Source organism: Vibrio algarum (assembly GCF_028204155.1).
Taxonomy (GTDB): domain Bacteria; phylum Pseudomonadota; class Gammaproteobacteria; order Enterobacterales; family Vibrionaceae; genus Vibrio; species Vibrio algarum.
In genome coordinates this window covers 990,580-1,010,118 of record NZ_JAQLOI010000003.1, presented here as the reverse complement: position 1 = coordinate 1,010,118, position 19,539 = coordinate 990,580, and the positions used below count along the sequence as shown (strand labels likewise).

Annotated in this window: 16 protein-coding genes and 1 pseudogene; 10 read left to right on the top strand and 7 right to left on the bottom strand. The window is 39.7% G+C overall.

Annotated elements, in window-relative coordinates; genetic code table 11:
- Window positions 1–4: 4 nt before the first annotated feature.
- Together PGX00_RS19935 and PGX00_RS19930 are read right to left on the bottom strand one after the other, a co-directional pair.
- A complete protein-coding gene (locus PGX00_RS19935) occupies window positions 5–1,549 on the bottom strand; it encodes a DUF3369 domain-containing protein (RefSeq protein WP_272139848.1) in 1,545 nt (514 codons plus the stop codon).
- A gap of 269 nt (window positions 1,550–1,818) precedes the next feature.
- The gene (locus PGX00_RS19930) at window positions 1,819–2,019 is read right to left on the bottom strand and encodes a restriction endonuclease subunit S (RefSeq protein WP_272139846.1); all 201 of its coding nucleotides are present in this window, start codon (window positions 2,017–2,019) and stop codon (window positions 1,819–1,821) included.
- Between the two features lie 315 nt (window positions 2,020–2,334).
- On the opposite strand from PGX00_RS19930, the gene PGX00_RS19925 reads away from it, so the two are divergent.
- Genes PGX00_RS19925 through PGX00_RS19890 form a run of 8 tightly spaced genes read left to right on the top strand, consistent with a single transcriptional unit; the run spans window position 2,335 to window position 9,202 of the window.
- Window positions 2,335–3,291 carry an AAA family ATPase gene (locus PGX00_RS19925; protein ID WP_272139844.1) on the top strand — a complete coding sequence of 319 codons (957 nt, stop codon included), beginning with the start codon at window positions 2,335–2,337 and terminating at the stop codon, window positions 3,289–3,291.
- A 55-nt stretch (window positions 3,292–3,346) separates the two neighbouring features.
- Window positions 3,347–4,294, top strand: a complete 948-nt coding sequence (locus PGX00_RS19920; RefSeq protein ID WP_272139842.1) for a DUF58 domain-containing protein — start codon at window positions 3,347–3,349, stop codon at window positions 4,292–4,294.
- The gene (locus PGX00_RS19915) at window positions 4,291–4,536 is read left to right on the top strand and encodes a DUF4381 domain-containing protein (RefSeq protein WP_272139840.1); all 246 of its coding nucleotides are present in this window, start codon (window positions 4,291–4,293) and stop codon (window positions 4,534–4,536) included. Before PGX00_RS19920 ends, PGX00_RS19915 begins: the two co-directional genes overlap by 4 nt.
- Window positions 4,524–4,769 (top strand): DUF4381 domain-containing protein, encoded by a 246-nt coding sequence (locus PGX00_RS19910; protein ID WP_272139838.1) that lies wholly within the window; start codon window positions 4,524–4,526, stop codon window positions 4,767–4,769. Before PGX00_RS19915 ends, PGX00_RS19910 begins: the two co-directional genes overlap by 13 nt.
- Window positions 4,770–4,773: 4 nt before the next feature.
- Window positions 4,774–5,739, top strand: coding sequence for a vWA domain-containing protein (locus PGX00_RS19905; protein WP_272139836.1), 966 nt, complete (start codon window positions 4,774–4,776; stop codon window positions 5,737–5,739).
- A complete protein-coding gene (locus PGX00_RS19900) occupies window positions 5,732–7,540 on the top strand; it encodes a VWA domain-containing protein (RefSeq protein WP_272139834.1) in 1,809 nt (602 codons plus the stop codon). The genes PGX00_RS19905 and PGX00_RS19900 overlap by 8 nt, the downstream gene beginning before the upstream one ends.
- Window position 7,541: 1 nt before the next feature.
- Window positions 7,542–8,945, top strand: a complete 1,404-nt coding sequence (locus tag PGX00_RS19895) for a BatD family protein (RefSeq protein ID WP_272139832.1) — start codon at window positions 7,542–7,544, stop codon at window positions 8,943–8,945.
- Window positions 8,946–8,980: 35 nt separating this feature from the next.
- A complete protein-coding gene (locus PGX00_RS19890; protein ID WP_272139830.1) occupies window positions 8,981–9,202 on the top strand; it encodes a hypothetical protein in 222 nt (73 codons plus the stop codon).
- A 450-nt stretch (window positions 9,203–9,652) separates the two neighbouring features.
- Here the strand turns inward: PGX00_RS19890 and PGX00_RS19885 are convergent, their stop codons facing one another.
- The 4 genes and pseudogenes from PGX00_RS19885 to PGX00_RS19870 form a co-directional block, all read right to left on the bottom strand.
- On the bottom strand, window positions 9,653–10,363 hold the full coding sequence (locus tag PGX00_RS19885) for a substrate-binding periplasmic protein (protein WP_272139827.1): 711 nt from the start codon (window positions 10,361–10,363) through the stop codon (window positions 9,653–9,655).
- A gap of 119 nt (window positions 10,364–10,482) precedes the next feature.
- Window positions 10,483–10,947 carry a redox-sensitive transcriptional activator SoxR gene (gene soxR, locus PGX00_RS19880; RefSeq protein ID WP_272139825.1) on the bottom strand — a complete coding sequence of 155 codons (465 nt, stop codon included), beginning with the start codon at window positions 10,945–10,947 and terminating at the stop codon, window positions 10,483–10,485.
- A gap of 295 nt (window positions 10,948–11,242) precedes the next feature.
- On the bottom strand, window positions 11,243–13,888 hold the full coding sequence (gene mngB / locus PGX00_RS19875; RefSeq protein ID WP_272139823.1) for a mannosylglycerate hydrolase: 2,646 nt from the start codon (window positions 13,886–13,888) through the stop codon (window positions 11,243–11,245).
- A 276-nt stretch (window positions 13,889–14,164) separates the two neighbouring features.
- Window positions 14,165–14,647 (bottom strand): annotated as a pseudogene (locus PGX00_RS19870) (fructose PTS transporter subunit IIA); the annotation flags it as partial.
- A 276-nt stretch (window positions 14,648–14,923) separates the two neighbouring features.
- On the opposite strand from PGX00_RS19870, the gene PGX00_RS19865 reads away from it, so the two are divergent.
- Complete coding sequence (locus PGX00_RS19865) at window positions 14,924–15,643, top strand: GntR family transcriptional regulator (RefSeq protein ID WP_272139821.1); 720 nt, start codon at window positions 14,924–14,926, stop codon at window positions 15,641–15,643.
- Between the two features lie 199 nt (window positions 15,644–15,842).
- On the top strand, window positions 15,843–18,641 hold the full coding sequence (locus PGX00_RS19860; protein WP_272139819.1) for a M16 family metallopeptidase: 2,799 nt from the start codon (window positions 15,843–15,845) through the stop codon (window positions 18,639–18,641).
- A gap of 135 nt (window positions 18,642–18,776) precedes the next feature.
- Here the strand turns inward: PGX00_RS19860 and pstB are convergent, their stop codons facing one another.
- Complete coding sequence (gene pstB / locus PGX00_RS19855) at window positions 18,777–19,526, bottom strand: phosphate ABC transporter ATP-binding protein PstB (protein WP_272139817.1); 750 nt, start codon at window positions 19,524–19,526, stop codon at window positions 18,777–18,779.
- Between the last annotated feature and the right edge of the window lie 13 nt (window positions 19,527–19,539).

Sequence of the window (19,539 nt, the reverse complement as noted above, 5' to 3'; positions counted from 1 at the left end):
TTGTTTAATCGGGAAATCTTGCTCTTATCTCCACAAAGTCATCCCAATACTCAACCATCAAATCGACGAGTCTAGGCTCAAAGTGCAAACCTCTTTGTTTAATAATTTCCGCTTTTATCTCATCATTAGACCACGGTTCTTTATAGCTACGCTTAGAACCTAGTGCATCAAATACATCGGCTATGGCCGTCAAACGCCCGCTAATAGGGATATCTTTACCCTGTAAATTATTTGGGTAGCCAGTGCCGTCCCATTTTTCATGATGAGTACCAGCAATCTCTTTAGCAACTAGCATTAATCGACGTTTCGAATTACTTAATATCTCGACACCATAATCGACATGCTTTTGCATTACAGCCCACTCTTCTCTATCAAGCTTACCTGGCTTATGCAAAATACTATCAGGGATAGCAACTTTACCTACATCGTGCAGTGGTGACGCATGTTTTATCATCGTGGTTTCTTTTTCAGGTAAACCATAAAGCAAACCTAGATGTTCGCTAATCAAAGAGACTCTTTGTACATGCGCCCCCGTTTCTTTACTTCGAGCTTCCACTGCATTCGCTAAGTTATAGACTAGCTCCTTAGTAGTGTCTTGGAGGTCCACCATTAAGTTAATATTCTCAAACGTTAAGCATATATTCTGCATATATAATTCTAAGAGTTGCTTATCTAAATCGCACGGCTCTGTATTTAAATTAATATAAAGAATACTTTTTACACCTTGATCATCCACACTATAAAAAACATAAGCGTCCGGATAATTGATCGACTGACAGGTATCGATTGCTTCTTGGCAACGATCAGCTACATGATCGGGTAACAAATCTAATGAACATTTAGGGTGGAAGTGTACAAAATCACCTGTTGCTGCCAATGTTAGGGCCCGAGTTGCTTCCCCAGCATCACTCGGTTGAACAATACAATAAAATGCTGAAGCTTCTAATTTAAGTAAGCCGGTAAGCTGCTCAAGTACGCTCGTCGCATACTTTTTCAAAGTACCTGTACTCTGAACATTTGCAGATGCTTTGATTACTCTGCTAAGCCCTTGCTTTTGATCTTCAATTAAACAGATGTCTCTATAAGCTCTGAGCGAAGAGTATAATAAGGTTCGTAATTTCTGAGTGGTTAACTCTGTTTTCTCTTTATAATCATCAATTTCATATTCACGAATGACGATATCTTCTGGTGCTTGCCCTGCCTGCCCTGTTCTGAGTACTAAGCGAGTAAGATGATTCTTACATTCTGAACGAATATAGTGAACAAGCTCAAGCCCGGCATGCTCGGTCTCCATTACTACATCAATCAAGGCTACCGCAATATCTTTTTCACGAGTGATAATTTCCTTTGCTTGCTCACCAGAATAAGCAGAAACAAGCTCCAAGCCACGATCCTGAAATTCGAAGCCATTCAACGCTATCTGAGTTATCTGGTGCATTTGTTCGTCATCATCGACAAGCAGCACACGCCAAGGAGCCCCTAATGTAGCTACTTTTTCTCTCGGAACCTTATCACTATCAGGATCGCGTAGATCAGCGAACAACTCCATTCCCACCCCTTAACAATTAAAGTTCTTCTCAGTTGTTTAGAGAAGCCATATAAAGACCGATCTATAACATTAGAATGAGCGTTTATACTAAAATATCAAGTAGAACATTACATACACTTCTAGAATCTTTCTTAATTTGAGACATCAACTTTATCGAATTCATTCATAGATGAAACAAGGTGCATACTTGTTGTCGGTAGTCAAACGTCCTTAAACTAAAGCCCTACTAAAAGATAGTTGGGCTTTAGTCTTAAATCCAACTGTCAAACCTAATGAATTGGTTTATCTGAATTTTTATTAAATTGTCCAAAATGTTTTTCTAGTACTTCAGGAGTAAGTTTACCTTCGGCTTCTAGCTTTTTTAGCTCCTCAACCACGGCTCTTTGTTCTTCCATCGTTGGTAGCTTAGTCTCTTCTTCATCACCCATCTCTATCGACAAATCCTGAAGCTCTTTTTCGAAATCACTCATTTTCAAAACCTTACATTACTGTTATTTAAGTGAAGTTTACCCATTTCCACATTTTGATTCTAGAAAAACTCGTTTAGCTGAGTAACGATATGGAGTAGCCTAACTTCAAATCAAGTAGTTAGCTACTGACAGTCGTTACAAACAGCTTGAATTTCATCAAATGAATCGCATACTGTTCTCATAAGCTTAACTGCCATGCATTAATCAATGCTGAATAAACTCGATATTGTATAAGAAATCGGCAACTAAATTGATTATCAGGAACTTAATTTCATTTCAGACGACAAAGCATTAAAAGTAGGAGATATGTCGTAAATGCATTCAGAAACATTTCAAAAACTTCAGCGCTATCTTAATTCACAAGTGATAGGTCAGTCTGAACTGGTCCAGCAGCTTCTTGTTGCCTTGTTAGCCGACGGCCATATATTAGTGGAAGGCCCTCCAGGTATCGCGAAAACTCGTGCAGTACAAAAGCTCGCAGAATGTATTGAGGGGGAGTTTCATCGCGTTCAGTTTACTCCTGACCTATTGCCTGCGGATTTAACAGGCACTGATATTTTTAGACCAGAAACCGGAGAGTTCACTTTTCAGCCAGGTCCTATATTCAACTCGTTGATTTTAGCTGACGAGATTAACCGTGCTCCCGCTAAAGTTCAGGCTGCAATGCTCGAAGCTATGGCAGAAAAACAAATTACAGCAGGCCGAAAAACCTATCCTCTTCCTGAGCTGTTTTTGGTAATGGCGACTCAAAACCCAATAGAGCAAGAAGGCACCTACCCTCTACCGGAAGCGCAACTTGATCGCTTTTTATTGCATTTAGATGTGCAATATCCCGATGCCCAAAGTGAGTTAGAGATACTCAGGTTAAATCGCGGAGAAGCGCTGGGAATGGAGGCAATAGAAAAGGCATACATTACTCAAGAGCAAATTTTTAAAGCTCGCAAAGAAGTGTTATCCATCCACATGGCTGAAAGTATTGAGCAATATATCGTTCGACTGGTTTTAGCCACTCGACACCCAGAACAATACAGCCCTAAGCTAGTAGAATGGCTTGAAATGGGGGTTAGTCCTCGAGCAACGATAGCTTTAGATCGATGCGCAAGAGCGAGAGCATGGTTAGAAGGACGCGATTACGTGACTCCAGACGATGTGCAGCAGATGGCTTTTCCGGTAATGAGGCACAGATTGCTTTTGAGTTACCCCGCTCAAGCCGAAGGGGTACACCCTAACCAAGTAGTCCAACAGCTAATATCAACGGTTGGCAGCGCGTAATGAGAGATGTAAGTACTTTCAACATCACGTACAGAATTGCAATCGAGAATACGCTGTGTTTGTAAAACAAGAAATAGCCCATTCTGAACTTCCAGAGCATGCTGATGGGGTAACTCTATCACTTGGAGAATTACTTTATTACAAAACACAAACTGTCCGTTGGCTTCCTCCTGCAAAAAGCCTTTGGTCACAGATCAATGGCCAGCACAAGAGTACACAAAATGGTCGTGGCATGAATTTTTCCGAAGTCCGCCAGTACCAACCTGGAGATGACATTCGTTCTATTGATTGGCGTGTAACAGCAAGGACAGGCAAGCCTCACACAAAGATATTTCATGAAGAGCGAGAACAGCCAGTCATGCTTTATTTAGACTTTGGCAAATCAATGCGGTTCGGGTCTAAGTTGATGCTCAAATCAGTACAAATGGCGCATATGGCAAGTTTAATTAGCTGGTTAGCTGTCGATCAAAAAGACCGGATAGGTGCAATTCTCGACTCGGGGAGTGACCTATTTGATATTAAACCTACCTCTCGAAATAAAGGACCGTTGCAGCTTTTTAACCAACTAATTAAAATGCATAACCAAATACTTACTACTGACGTAGAGCATGAAAGTCCTTTATCTAAAGGTTTAAATGCACTGCATCGATTATGCCCTAAAGGTAGTGAAATCATTATTTGTAGCGACTTTATTCGCTTTGATCATGTGAAAGACAAGGTACTATTGACTCAACTACGGCAGCACAATAGAGTTCAGTTCGTTCAGTTTTTTGACCCGCTAGAACTCGGACAAACCAACTTTAGGGGTGTAGAAAAGGTAACTAACGGACAACAAACTAGATGGCTCAGCTTTTCAACGAAGCAAAATAGACAGAAGTTAGAAAGCGCATTTCAATCTGAGCAGCAGAAAATCGCTTCTTTGTGTCGCTCGCTTGCGATACCTTATTACTCTATTTCCAGTGCCGTACCCTTAATTTCTCAAATTGCCGGAACCAATAAATGACCGAAGCAACGACTGTAACTCATCCACTTTCACTAGAAGCGATCCACCTTCCTTCTGCCCCGGAATTTTGGCCTTTGCCATGGGGCTGGTGGAGTTTACTCGCTATTTTTGTGCTCTCTACGCTCACTGTTATTGGTCTTTTTAAGTGGCGTAAACGCCGATTAAGAGCAAAAAAAGCGGCTATTGCGTTACTTTCACTAGAAAAAAACGTATCACCCCGTCAGGTGCAATGGAAATCGTGAGGCAAGCCGTTCTTAGCTATTATCCTCGGGACCGTGTAGCTCACTTATCTGGTGAAAACTGGTTAGCCTTTTTAGATTCACAAGTAAAAACACCTATATTTGAAGCTCATGAAAAAGAGTGGTCGAACGCGTTATATCAAAAGAATTCGACAACGAATAATGAGGTTCTCATCTCTCAATGCGAAACTTGGCTAAGTAGCGCATTACCACCAAGCAAGGGAGGTCGTGGGTAGCCTCATGCACTTTGAGTTTATGTGGTGGTGGATGCTACTTTTGTTTCCACTTCCTTTACTTATTTATTTTGTTCTCCCTCCAGTAAAAGAAAATGCAGCAATATCTCTACCCTATCTTCCGGAAGAAGGTAGTGTCGCCGCACCGTCAAATATTCTCGCTAAATCGATAGCGATATTTATATGGCTGCTATTAATTATTTCATGTGCCAGACCAGTATGGTACGGAGACCCTATTGAAAACCGACCTAAACATCGTGACATGATGCTTGTGGTTGATTTATCCGGTTCAATGAATACTAAAGACATGGCATTTGAAGACCAGCATATAGACCGCTTAACAGCCGTCAAACATGTTCTCTCTGACTTTATACAAAAGAGGAAAGGCGATCGCTTAGGTTTGGTGCTATTCGCTGATCATGCCTACTTGCAAACGCCTTTAACACTGGATCGAGATACTATCGCCTCACAATTAAACCAAACGGTATTAGGTTTAGTTGGCAATATGACGGCGATTGGTGAAGGAATTGGGTTGGCAACGAAAACATTTATCGATGGTGATGCCCCTCAAAGAGTCATGATTCTACTTAGTGATGGTGAAAATACCTCTGGGGTTTTAGACCCAATAAAAGCCGCTGAAATTGCAAAAAAATATCAAACCACCATCTACACCATTGGTCTCGGCGCAGGGGAAATGGTGGTGCAGGATTTCTTTATGACTCGCAAAGTCAATACGGCAAAAGACCTTGATGAAGAATCACTAACCAAAATTGCAGAAATGACGGGCGGTGAATATTTTAGGGCTCGAAATCAAGACGACCTTCAGAACATATATGACAAAATTAACGGCCTAGAGCCTGTATCAGGTGACATTCAAACATGGCGACCTCAAACCGAATGGTTTGCTTATCCACTAAGTCTCGCATTAATACTTTCATTTTTATTGGTCGTATGGAGAAAGATTCGTGTCTGATTTTACCTTCCTTACACCTATATGGTTTTTGGCATTAATCCCGTCAACTTGTGTTTTATACTGGCTACAGAAAAGCCAATCAGCATCAGGACTAATCGCATCACATATCGCTGAAAAAATAGGCTTGTCCCCACAAAAAAGCCGAACTAAAAACGTATTCTTACTTGGTTTGACCTGGCTATTGGCTATAGTTGCTTTAGCTGGCCCGAGTATAGACAAAGTTTCCCAACCTACCTTTGCCGTTGACTCTGCACGAATGTTGATTCTAGATATGTCCCGCTCACTCTACGCTCAAGACATAAAGCCAAATCGACTCGCGCAAGTAAAATACAAAGCAAAGGATTTACTCCCATATTGGAATGAAGGAAGTACTGGGCTTATAGCCTATGCTGGGGATGCCTATACAATCAGTCCACTGACATCAGATTCGTCTACCCTAGCAAACCTTATTTCACATTTGTCCCCCGAATTAATGCCATATCCGGGTGCTAACGCGGCAAAAGCCGTTGAACTTGCTATTAATAATTTGCAACAAGCTGGCTATAGCAGAGGGGATATTATCTTGATTGCGGATGATCTTGATGAACAAGAAATGACAGAAATTCAAGCACAGCTTGATGGAACATCATGGGTATTTTCCATACTTGCCGTCGGTACTGAAGAAGGAGCCCCAATACCGATGCAGGATGGCTCAATTCTCACTAATAGTGCAGGAAAAACGGTTATTGCCAAAACCAATATGCACAATATGCAAAAAATCACTAAAGCATATTCAGGCGCTTTTGCTCCTGTTCAGATCACGAATACCGATATTGAACTCATCGCTAAAACAACGACAACAGTTGAGATGTCTAATACTAAAAAGGGTAACCAGGAAGTTGAAGAGCGTATCAATAACGGCTATTGGCTGCTCTTTGTCTTGATTATTCCTGCTCTCACTCTTTTCAGAAAGGGCGTCTTATTTGCACTGGTTATTGGTGTTTTACCACTGACAACATCTCAACCTGTAGAAGCTTCACCTTGGCTAAATAGTGACCAACAAGCCTACCGAGACTTTCGAGCTAAAAACTTTAAAGCTGCACAAGAAAAATTTGAAGACACTCGTTGGAAAGCGGCATCAGCCTATGAGGCTGGTGATTACCAAACAGCGATAGACCAACTCAAAGATAGGCAAGATCTCGAATCTAAATACAATTTAGGCAATGCTTACGCTCAGTCTGGACAATTCGATAACGCGATAGATACCTATGAAAACGTGTTAGCGAAACAACCAGAGTTCTCAGACGCTAAGACTAACCTAGATAAAGTGAAGAAAGCGCAACAGCAACAGCAACAGCAACAGCAACAGCAACAGCAACAGCAACAGCAACAGCAACAGCAACAGCAACAGCAACAGCAACAAGATAAGAGCTCACAATCAGACAGTCAACCATCTGATTCACAAGAAAATAATTTATCTCAGGAATCTCAGGAATCTCAGGAATCTCAGGAATCTCAGGAATCTCAGGAATCTCAGGAATCTCAGGAATCAAAAGATAGCACCAAACAGCCAGACAACAAGCCAGCATCGGAATCGGAATCGGAATCGGAATCAAAGTCTATAGAAAATAAAGATGAATCCGATTCTAAACAACCGACTGAAAGCTCAGCCAAAGCAGACAACAGTCAACAGGTTGATCCTGAATTGCGTGAGCTAGAGCAAGTGGAAAATGCAAGAGATCCGAGCCAGCTGATTCGTGCACAGATGATTTTACAGGCGCGAGACAGAGAGACACCAAAAGTTAACGGTAAGAGTTGGTAGCATGAATTTAAGTAACGAAAAACTTCACATTAATAGTATTACTCTATTTATAACTGGCATTGTTCTTCTTTTATTAAGCCATCTATCGCACGCTGCTGTGATCGCATCTGTCTCTAATAATAAAATGGCAAAGGGTGAAATATTTACACTGAAAATTGTTTCTGACAACCAAGCAGATTCAGGTGAAATTGATTTTTCTATTTTAGAAGACAGCTTTTACATGGGTAGACCTAGTTTTTCCTCTTCCATGAACAGCATAAACGGAACTCGCTCAATTCGCAGCGAATGGACAGTATCGCTAGCGCCTCTTAAAGCTGGGAACTTAACCATACCTTCTTTCGATGTTCAGGGAGAACAAACCGTACCAATTAAAATAACATCAAGTATTGACCCAAAAACCCCTAACACAGATGATCTAGTCAGCCTACAAGCGCAACTGAGTAAAAACGAGATCTATCCTGGAGAGATAGCTCAATTAAACACTAGGCTAATCATCAAAACAGACGCAAGACGAGTACAAAACCCCAAACTGGTACCGCCTGGCTCCCTTGAAAGTCTCAATATCGAGCCAACAGGAGAAGCAAAGCAGTATTTAAGTATTATTGATGGCATTGAAGCGACAGTAATCGACCAAAGCTATCAAATTACAGCGAATGACGCAGGTCTTAAGTCCATCACTGGTCCAAGGTTCACCGCCACAATTTTAGATAGAAATAATAACACCGGAGCAACGAGGTTAATTCCAGTAAGTGCAGAGACCGGTCAAGTTTCGATTAACGTTCTTGCCAAGCCAGTCGATTTTATTGGTTCATGGTTACCAAGCCCTAACCTTACACTTTCTCAGAAATGGCTAGATGACAATGGGAATGAACTCACTAACGTAGAGAGTATCAGCACGACTGCAGGCTCCGCAATTACCCGAGAAATAGTGCTCACAGTAGAGAGTATCAGCCCATCACAGGTGCCAAACCTAGCAGTAAGTTACCCACCTGAAATTCGTTATTACGACGAACCGCCAAAAATCACGCAAGATGGTAATAAAGTATCAATGACACTTAAGCATGTATTAATACCGAAAGCAGAAGGTAACATCGACCTCCCTTCACTATCAGTAAACTGGTGGAACACGACCAAAAAAGAAGCACAAACGACAGAGCTAAGCGGATTAGTTTTAACGGTAACACAGAGTCAAACCCACAGCATTAAGCTTGATTCGAGCGAAAACCTAAAGACTCAACCGATTCAGACACCAACAGAGACCGTCATCGTTAAAGATTCAGGTATATGGCCCTATTTAACCGCCCTAATAAGCGCATTATGGTTAATTACATTAACACTGCTGATCAAAAAAGCAGAAACACCCAAATATCCAAACCCGTTATCGAAGAAGGTTCAGACCGTGTAGACAACCTGATAGCTTCAATAAAAGATAGAGATGGCATGAAAGTACAAGCTAATGTATCCGCTTGGTTTATAGAAAACCCTCACATAAATGAATCAGAAAAAGTGAATATCGAAAAAGAAATAAGCTTGATGATGGCTGATATATATTCAGATAAAGCAACCTCTTGGCAAGATAATGAACTGATTAGATTAATCAAACAAACTAAGAAAAAAGGACGCGCAAAGAAAACAGAACAACAAAGCTTGGCGCAACTATAACGACTGACCACACCGAATAGGTTGTATATCACGACACTACACGTTGTTGCATCAAAGTGAATCTGGCTGCGAGTTATCAGGCATTTATATCACTTTACTTCGGCATTAATAGGGCCATACTAAATGAGTCGTATATGATCTACACGTTATAGTAGGCATCATATATAACAACAGCCCTTCAGTTGGCAAAACTGACTCTAGGTTAATGATTACTAACAAATGGTAAATATCATGAGCAAAGGTCAACAAACGAAAAAAGATTCTAAGAAAAAACCACTTCTCACTGCCAAAGAAAAGAAAGCAGCAAAGGCAGCGAAAAAAACACGCCAAGCATCTTAGGCAGCAATTCATAATACTCAGGTTCAATCTTTTATCGAATAATATTGATGACAAAAGCCAGCAGACTAAAACCTGTTGGCTTTTAAACTTCTCAAACAGAGCGTCAGGGAATCAATTAGATTGAATCAATTCCTCAACATATTGGTTCCATAATTTCAGCAGTTCACCCGATTCCGTCATCTCCTTCATAATGCTTTCTATTTTCTTGATCGTCTCTGTGTGTCGTTCATTAATGTAATGATAGCCCGCTTGAACTTTTACTGGGTCAGAAATAGGTTCGATATTCGTTTTTGGGTGCTTATTTAGCTCAAAACGAGCATTAATTTCACTGACGACAGCGACATCTACCTTTCCTCTATCGAGCTGCTTCATCAATATGTTAACGTCTTTCAAATAATAGATATAAGGGTAACTTTGAACAAATTCATTCGTGTGTCTAATCCCTTTTACCACGGCAATCTTATATTCACGTAACTGATTCACATCAATGGTTTTGTCGCCGACACGGGCGTACAGCCGCGTCTTAACAAAGCCCAATGGATAAGGGATTCTATAAAGGCCTGTTTTGTCTGTCCCATAGGTTAAAATACGCAATATCTCACCATCTTTATCACCTGAACCGGTTTCAAAAGAAGCACGTTTTGCTGGAAGCTGTACGATTTCCATTTCTATTCCAGCTCTCTCGTATACTAACTTAAGTAATCTCTCTGCTACATTTTGTATTGGGCTATAGGCTATTCTTGCATATTCAAGTTTGTCTTCACTAAGCGCAAACCCTGGTAAAAAAAGTAACGTTAGAAAAACTAAAGAAATTGACCTCATTTATTACACCATGTCTAATTCTATGTTCATGCAAATAAATATTAGCATTGCTCGCTATTTACTAAATTATAAATTATAAATTAGCGGCCTTGAAATGCAATTAGACGGATGTCCAATACTCACTCTTGCTTTTTCGGGGCTCCATCTATTAAGTATCGAGGTCCGGTTCCGTTGAGAGCCGCTTCGTCATTAGGGTTAAATAATTGACAACTTTTTAAAGACAGGCATCCACAACCTATACAAGAATCCAAGTTTCCTTTAAGCCTTTGTAGTTCTAAAATCCTCTGATCGAGTGTATCGGCCCATTTTTTCGACATTTTCACCCAATCTTTTTGCGTCGGTTGCCTTCCATCAGGAAGCGCTTTTAGAGCAAGTTTAATCTCTTCTAACGAAACCCCTACTTTCTGAGCTGCACGAATAACAGAGATAGTTCTTAATGTCGCAGCCAAGAAACGTCGCTGATTACCATGAGTACGAATAGAATGAATTAAGCCTTTTGACTCATAAAAGCGTAACGTTGAGGTCGCAACGCCACACCGTTTTGCCGCTTCGCCGATTGTAAAAAAACGTGGGGTATTCTTCATTAAAGCATCCATCTTTAAAAAATAATTAAAGTGAAGTTTAACTATAAGTTTACCGCTGTAAATTTCAAATTATAAAACGAAAAAAAGCCCACCGTTAAAAGTGAGCTTTGGCACAAAAAGTTTGACGATCGATAGTATTAACGTGCCATTAATTTACCAATAAAACGACATTTAAATGCGATACACAGTTACTCTACGGGGGTGAGACTAACAAACCGCACGAGCCATAAAGCCGTTTTTTGACATTGGTAAGGGGTTGCCAATTCTTACGCAAATAAGAACTGGCAAATACTACTTAAAACTGAGCTTTAAATGTCTTTGCTTGGCACTGAGCTAAAGTTCCAACTGAGCCATTTTCAACAACCTCAGCATCAATTTTCGCTGTCTCATCAAGCATAACCTCAGTCCATGTTGTAATATCAGTAGTAAAACTGATCTCATCCGACAATTGTTCTGTCTCTGATGGGTTATACATACGTAAGATTAACGCATCGTCATCTTCTGCTTTCTTAAGTACACTGATCACTGAACCGTCTTCACTCTTATTAAGCAAGCTATAGCTTAGAGGTAAGTTCTGCTCACCAACATTAAGTTTCATCGCGTTATATGGGATTTTGTTGTAACAAACGACGGGAGTGACATACTCACGCGCTTTCGTCATTACATTTGCTGAGATATGCTCCCCAGCAAAACCGTATATAGCAAACTCAAATACCAATTTACCGCGTACTTGAGAATCTGGCGCTGGGATCTTAATACCAGAAGGGCGACCAGGGCGTAAAAGTAACTCTTCTTTACCAAGCACACCAACAGAACGGAACAGAGTAAGAGCAAACGTATCACGGACTTCTGAACCTTTACCTGCGATAACTTCAAACTCGCGAAGGCCATTAGTAAACAACGCAATACCTGCTTTGCCATTTTGCACGGCGGCAAAGTTCATCAATTGATAGATAGGTACTGGTGCTTCTTTCCACTTTTCTTCTTCCCACACCTGCATAGCCGGGTCATCAACTGGACGAGTGATACAACCAAATTGATTATCCGCTACAACGGTTTCTGGCGTGAAAGGTGTTGGAACTAATACACGTACACGATGATCATCCGCTTGGTTATCTAATTCCATTCGTACTTCGATACGACGAGAATCATCTTTCAAAACAACTTGGCATTTAACATCAACGTAGCCGTTTTGACCTGTACGATCTTCACGTTCAGTCAGATTTTCTGGAACGTTCATACGGAATGCGATATCCGCTACAGATTGGAAGCCTTCGCGTTTAATGCTTGTTTTAACTTCAAATTCATCTGAATATAGAAGCCATTCTTGACGAGATGGGGAATAATCGTATTCATCACCGTCATCAGAACCATCTTCCAAACGAAGTACTTGTTCAAATGTTTCTTCGGTTTCTTTATCAAAAACAGATAAAGTACCATCGTTGTTAACAGTAATTTTGTAGAAACTATTTTCAAGGACATCCATGTTTTGGTCAGCAACTTTTACTGAACCTTTTTCATTGGCTTGAATATGTAGCGTTGTATAGCCCATTGCAGGCACCTTGATATTCAATTGGATATCAAATTCCATAAATGGGTCATAGTTGCCATAGTGAACAATTTGGCGATCTACTTTTCCTGGGTCAATTTGGCGTTTATCTTGAACAAAGTATTCAACTTGATTGCCGTTCTCATCGAAAATAGAAAACTCTTGAGCACGAATAGTAATCATAGTGTTCACTACTTCGTTACGCTCATAAGGCATCAGATTAAAGAATGCTAGCTTATCGCAATCACCTTGCGCTGGCATATGATCAACAATCTTACGTTTGTAAAAATGGATAAGGTTGGTCGCCATATCGTCCGCTAGAATATATCGGTTTAGAATTTCAGCATGTACTTTATCAGAGCAACAACAACCGATTGAATCGTGAGCATGGTTTTTCATGCTCTCTTTCCACATTTTTTCAATCAAACCATGGTGATATTCAAACCCGAGAGACCAAGCAATAGAAGCTAAAGGCTCAAGAATATTAACGATTTTGTTCTCTATTTCTGCGTGGATAAGTTTAATATCCATACGCGTAGAAGAGATAGAACGGTGAACACGCATGTATTTACCATCGTTAAATTCACCTTTAATGGTATCAAGTTGATCGCGCATCGCTTCGATCTTCTCAAATACTTCTTCATAACGGCTCATATGGAATTCACGGTCTGGATAGATTTCACGTAGTTTATCCATAACATCAAAAATGTCTTTTTGGATAGGCATTTGGTCGTGACCATTTGGAAGTAAGATATCTTTTGTAACAGAAGCCGCTTCAAGAACAGGAAAATACTTATCTAAACGAGCACGTAACCCTGCTTCATCAGTTGGCAAATATTTACCGATCGCATAACCAAGTGGTAGTACTTGAGCCGTTACTTCACTGCCGTCATTACTCTGCCACAAGAATTCCGTTTTATTTGTTCCGTGACGCTCACTACAACCACGCCAGAACATAGTGCGGTCGATACCAAAACCATTATAAATCATTGGCAGTTGCGAACTCATAGAGAACGAATCTGGTAAATAACCAATTTTCATCGCGTCACCAAACTTAAGGCAATCACGGATACCATACATCATGTTACGAACAATAGACTCACCAGATACTTGCATCGTATCCGTCTGTGAATACCAAGGACCAATAATTAGCTTGCCTTCTTGAACTAGAGCTTTAACACGCTCAGTATTCTCTGGCTTAATTGCAAAATAATCTTCCAATACCGCAGTTTGACCGTCCAGTACGTAGTACTTATATTCTGGATCATTCTCTAGACGAACCATGATCTCTTCCATGTTATTCACTAGTAGAATTCGTGATTCTTCCGTCGTGAAATACCATTCACGATCCCAGTGCATGTGTGGAGTAATATGAACGCGTGATGTAGTCATTGTTTTTACCTGATGTTGTCGTTACAAGAACAACCTAAAACAATATATTTAGGTTGTTCTGTTAACGAAAATTAAAATTTGAAAAAGTCATTCGGGTGCAATGTGTGATGCTAGAAATTGGGAGTAAAGTGACAATAGTCGTGTTCTCACTTCTTCAACATCATTTCAGAAAACTCAGGATTTAAACCAGCCCGCCACTTTTCCGAAGAAAGAAGTAGGTTCGTTCTTTGGAGCAGGTGCTGGAGCAACTTCTTGAACCGGTGCTGGTGCTGGTGCTTCTTCTTCGTCGTCTTCACTTTGAGCATCAAAGATAGCTAAAATTTCTTTCGCAGAAGAGGCGTTAAGAACCGCTTCGCGTACATCATCGTCAACAAGCGTAGATGTCAACGCAGTAAGCAAATGCATGTGAGTCGAACCCGCTTCTGCATTAGGAATTGCAATTAGGAAAATTAGGTTTACATCTTCTTCATCGTCATCCTCATCAATACCAGGCCATTTCACATCTTCTGTAAGAGTTGCAACTGCAAACGCGGCTTCTTTTACTGCGTCTGTTTTACCATGTGGAACCGCTAAACCTTCACCTAGTGCAGTTGCACCATGTGCTTCACGTGCAAATACCGCTTCTAGGTACTCATCAAGGTTGTGAAGTTTGCCTTGCTGCATAAGTTGCTCAGCGAGCGCTCTAATCGCTTCATCTCTATCAGTGAATTTAGTTTTAATGTTGATTAGCGATGCATCGGTAATAGTTGTTAGTTTCATGGCCTAGTCTCATCGTCAAAGAAATAAGTTTGGGTAACACCGTTAAACATAGAAACTCTCAGAGTTTTAGTAAGTATTGTTATCGGCTATGCATTAATAATACACCATTAATACAAATCATCTGTGATCTACGCCTCACTTTGATACATATTTGTATTCTTGTTGTATTGCTAAGTGCAAATTCATGATTAGATTGGAGTTGTTTTATTGTGATTAATTTGTATCATGTAACCTATACTAAATAATTGTTACTTTGCACAAATTAAAGAGGTAGGCATGGCTAGACTTCCAATGTATCGCCAAATTGCTGATGCGATCCGAGAAAAAATAGGTAATGGGGAATATAAGGTCGGTGAAGCTTTACCTACTGAAGCTAATTTACGTGAGGAGTTTTCAGTTAGCCGAGTGACTGTTAGACAAGCATTAAAATTACTGATTGAGAACGGAGAATTAGAAAGCGTTCAAGGTAGTGGTACTTATGTGAAAGCTAGCAAGGTTAATTACGATATTTATCAACAAACTAGCTTCAATGAAAAATGGGCTCATTTAAACGTGGCTACCCACAGTGATGTGATCGCTTTTGAAATAACATTGCCTAATTTAACTATGGCAGACCACCTCAACATCACTGAAGACGAGCGTATTTTTTACATTAAACGCGTGCGATTTTTGGATGACAATCCTATTACAGTTGAAGAAACATGGATGCCACTCAGTCTGTTTCCAGATTTGACTTACGAAGTAATGCGAAACTCAAAATATGACTATATTGAGAATCAAAAAGGTATGATTATCGATCGTAGTGAGCAAGAAATTGTTCCAGTGCTCCCACCTGAAAAAGTATCTGCCTTACTTGGCATTGACCCTTCCCAACCAATAATAGAAAAGCGCACTCGGGGCTATTTATTAGACGGGACCGTATTCGAATATAGCCGTAACTACTTTAAATCAACGGACTACAAATTTACCTTGATAGCGAAAAGGCATAAAGGGTAACGGTAAGCATCATTCTCGCCTCTCATAGAAAGCAGTTGCGGCTGCTTTTTTTAATTTTCTAGAATTGGTTCCAATTCCTGATGAAAAATCCATCCTTTCTACATTATTACTCGCATATAAAACACACTAAATTGCCAACCAACGAGAAAATTTGATATTTATATATTCTTTATATATTACATATGGTTAATAGTACATTATGCTTATAAAAACGATATTTACTAGTATTTTTATCAGTGCTTTTTCATTAATTATTTTAGGATGTACTAACCCTACACTTAAATCATCTAGAGACATTATTCAAGACCCTCATTGGCACACTCAAGAACTAGATAACGGACTTAAATACCATCTATATTATCTGGAAGGTGAACCTATAGAGATGCGTATGCTAGTAAAGGTAGGTAGCTATCACGAAGATTTAACTCAATTAGGTTACGCGCATTTTTTAGAACACATGGCTTTTAATGGAAGTAAGCACTTTAAAGACAATCAGCTTATTGAACAATTTGAACATGAGGGCGTTACTTTTGGAGCTGACCTCAACGCTTACACCGACTATGAAGTCACGAGCTATCAAATGTCACTTCCTAACAACAACAAAATCGATGAGGCCTTAACTTGGTTTCGTGATATAGGTGATGGGTTAACTTTATCACCAGAACAAATTGAGCGAGAAAAAGGCGTCGTATTAGGAGAATTCAGAGTCACCAACACGAATGAAGTCCCATTATATAACCAGATATACGATGAACTAATAGAGGAATCAGGGCTTGGTAGCTATGACCCTTTAGGTAGTGAAGACCACATAATTACGATAGATAAAAATAAACTAACTCGTTTCTACAATAAATGGTATCACCCAAATAATACGGAAATCATCATTGTTGGTGACATTTCACACCAAAACGTAAAACAGAAAATAGAAGATATTTTCTCTGACTGGAAGTCAAACCCAATACCAAAAACATCCAAAGTACAGTTAGAACATATTAAATCGACAGGATCAGTAGCATTTGCTATCCCTACTTCAGACCCGGCTTCTATAACACTTCTACAACCTCTAGGGCGTTCAGAAGAGCGAACACGACTAGACCAACAAAACCTTCTCAATTATATATTTGCATATCAGGCAATACACAAACGACTAGACACTAAAGCGTATGAAAAATCACTTAATATAGAGTCCATTTACGCCGATTATTTCGATCTTTATCAAATTAGATATGGTGAAATCACCTTAGGTTTTTCTGAAAAGAACAGAGAAAAAACACAAACGTTCCTAGCAAACGAACTAGCAAATTTACGAGATCAAGGGCTAAGCCAATCAGAATTTTCTACCGTTTTGATGGGGTTTAAAAACGTATTTGATGAAATGGAAACGGAGCATCACAATAGGACCTCTCAAGAGGTCATTGACGAAAAAGAAAATTCGGTCTTAACTGGTAACCCCTACCAATCTTTTCTAGATAAGAAGGAAAGCTTTCAACAGTTCTTAACCGAAGTAAGCTTAACGAAAACTAACGAGACACTGAATAAAATACTAAGTACAGAACACCAAAAAATAGCACTTGGTACCCCAGTATTACTCGAATCGTTAGACTTTGCTAAATTTCCGGTTAATAGATATTCCGACGCATTTAACACCATTTTTTTGCAAAAAAGTAGCGAAAAACCGACAGATATAACCAATAAATCTCTTTCAATTTCAATCGCTAATGGAAATGTAGTGGCGTTTGAGACGGTAAAAGAGCAACTACACAAGTGGACATTAGAAAACGGTATCGAAGTCTGGCTAAATCAATCTGAGCAGGCCGAAAACAACGTCTTTATGAACTATATCAGCGAAGGAGGATTGCTGAGTGTAAACAATCAATTTAACCCTGCCTATTATCTGTTTTTAGAAACGTTACAACAAAGCGGCATAACTGGGTTAAGCGTTACCGAACTGCAAACAAATTTAATCAATAATGCGACCGACATTTACCCGTTTTTTGACATCAACACACACGGCTTTCAGATAGATACAAGGTTACAGTACCTAAACAACGCCTTTACTTTATTGCACCTAAGTGCAACTGACGCTCAGATTGACTCAAAACAATTTCATTTGATCAAAAACCGCATCGTAGACGAGAGAACAAACCTACAGAACTCTTCAATAGACGCCTATTACTCAGATTTACAAAAAGAGCAGTATGGTGAAAACAGTGCGAGAGCAGATTCTAAGCCGAATGAAATTGCAGCAGTAACAGCAGGTTCTTTAGAGGAGCTCTATCATTTATTGTTTCGAACAGACTACCCGTTTCGGCTTATTATAGCTGCAAACATTACTCCAGAAGAACTCACACCATATCTGGAAAAGTATGTCGCTAATATTCGTTTCGACGCTAAGCAACACAATAATCAACGCATAACGATTGCATCACATAAAACTGAATTAGAAAGAGCAACGTCAAACGAAGATTCTGTCCTTTACGGTATCTACTTTTCAGAGCAGTCAACTATTGCAGACAGCAAAGAGAGCGTTGTTAACGATCTAATTTACAAAATCATTGATTCACGCTATTACAAATTGATTCGAGAAGAAAAAGGGTTAGATTACTCTCCAACCGTCGGTTTGAATAAGATGGATGGATCTAACATTGGCGAAATATGGTTTGAAATGACACTAGATCCAAACGATGTAGAAATAGCCAAGAAAGCAATGCAAGAATTTTTAGATCACTTACTTACAAACGGTATAACTGAAAATGAATTGCAAACAGCAAAAAAACAAGTGACTAGCGACATAGAAAAAAACGATAGCGTAACGGATAAGTTAGATAAGCTGACTCGTTACCTAACTTTTGACTACTCTCTGGACGCTTATAACAATCCTCAATCCGTTATAGATTCAATCACTATTGACGATCTGAATAAAAGAATTGATGCCTTAATAGGTGCAGATTCACATCGTATAAATGGTTATTTAAGACCAATAAAGACTAAGTCATAGCAGGTTTTAGCCAAAAAAACCCCACTCATAGAGTGGGGCAAGGTTTCCATCGCATATTATTATAGTTAATTGCCAGTAAATAAGGGTTAATTACCAGTAAATATTGTTCGTTGTTAATAACATTAATTCCGCTATTTAGCCAAAATCACCGTTTACATAACCTTTTGTACGGTCATCTTGCGGATTGGCAAAAATGTTCTGCGTAGCATCATGCTCGACCAGTTCACCCATTAAGAAAAAAGCAGTACGGTCTGAGATACGACGCGCCTGTTGCATGGAGTGGGTGACAATAACAATCGTGTAGTTTTTCTTTAATTCTTCCATCAACACTTCAATTTTATGTGTTGCAATTGGATCAAGCGCCGATGTTGGTTCATCCATCAGAATAACATCAGGCTCCATGGCGATAGTGCGAGCAATACATAAGCGTTGCTGCTGCCCACCAGATAAACCAAAAGCGTGGGACTTTAAGCGATCTTTAACTTCATCCCAAAGCGCAGCACCACGTAGAGAATTTTCAACGACGGAATCGATGTGTTTTTTATCTTTAATACCTTGGGCACGAAGACCATATGCCACATTTTCGTAAATACTCATAGGGAATGGGTTAGGTTTTTGGAAAACCATTCCCACCTTGATACGCAGATCAGCAACATCGATATTTCCATAAACATCTGTGCCATCCATCTCAAGTAAACCAGTAATTTTAACGCCTTCAATTAAATCATTCATGCGGTTTAAACAACGTAATAATGTTGATTTTCCACACCCTGACGGTCCTATAAGAGCGGTAACCTGACGGACAGGTATTGGTAAGTTTATCGCCTTCAGCGCTTGGTTTTCACCATAAAAAAGATCAAGGTTTTCGATATTAAACTTGTTCATATTCATCATCTCT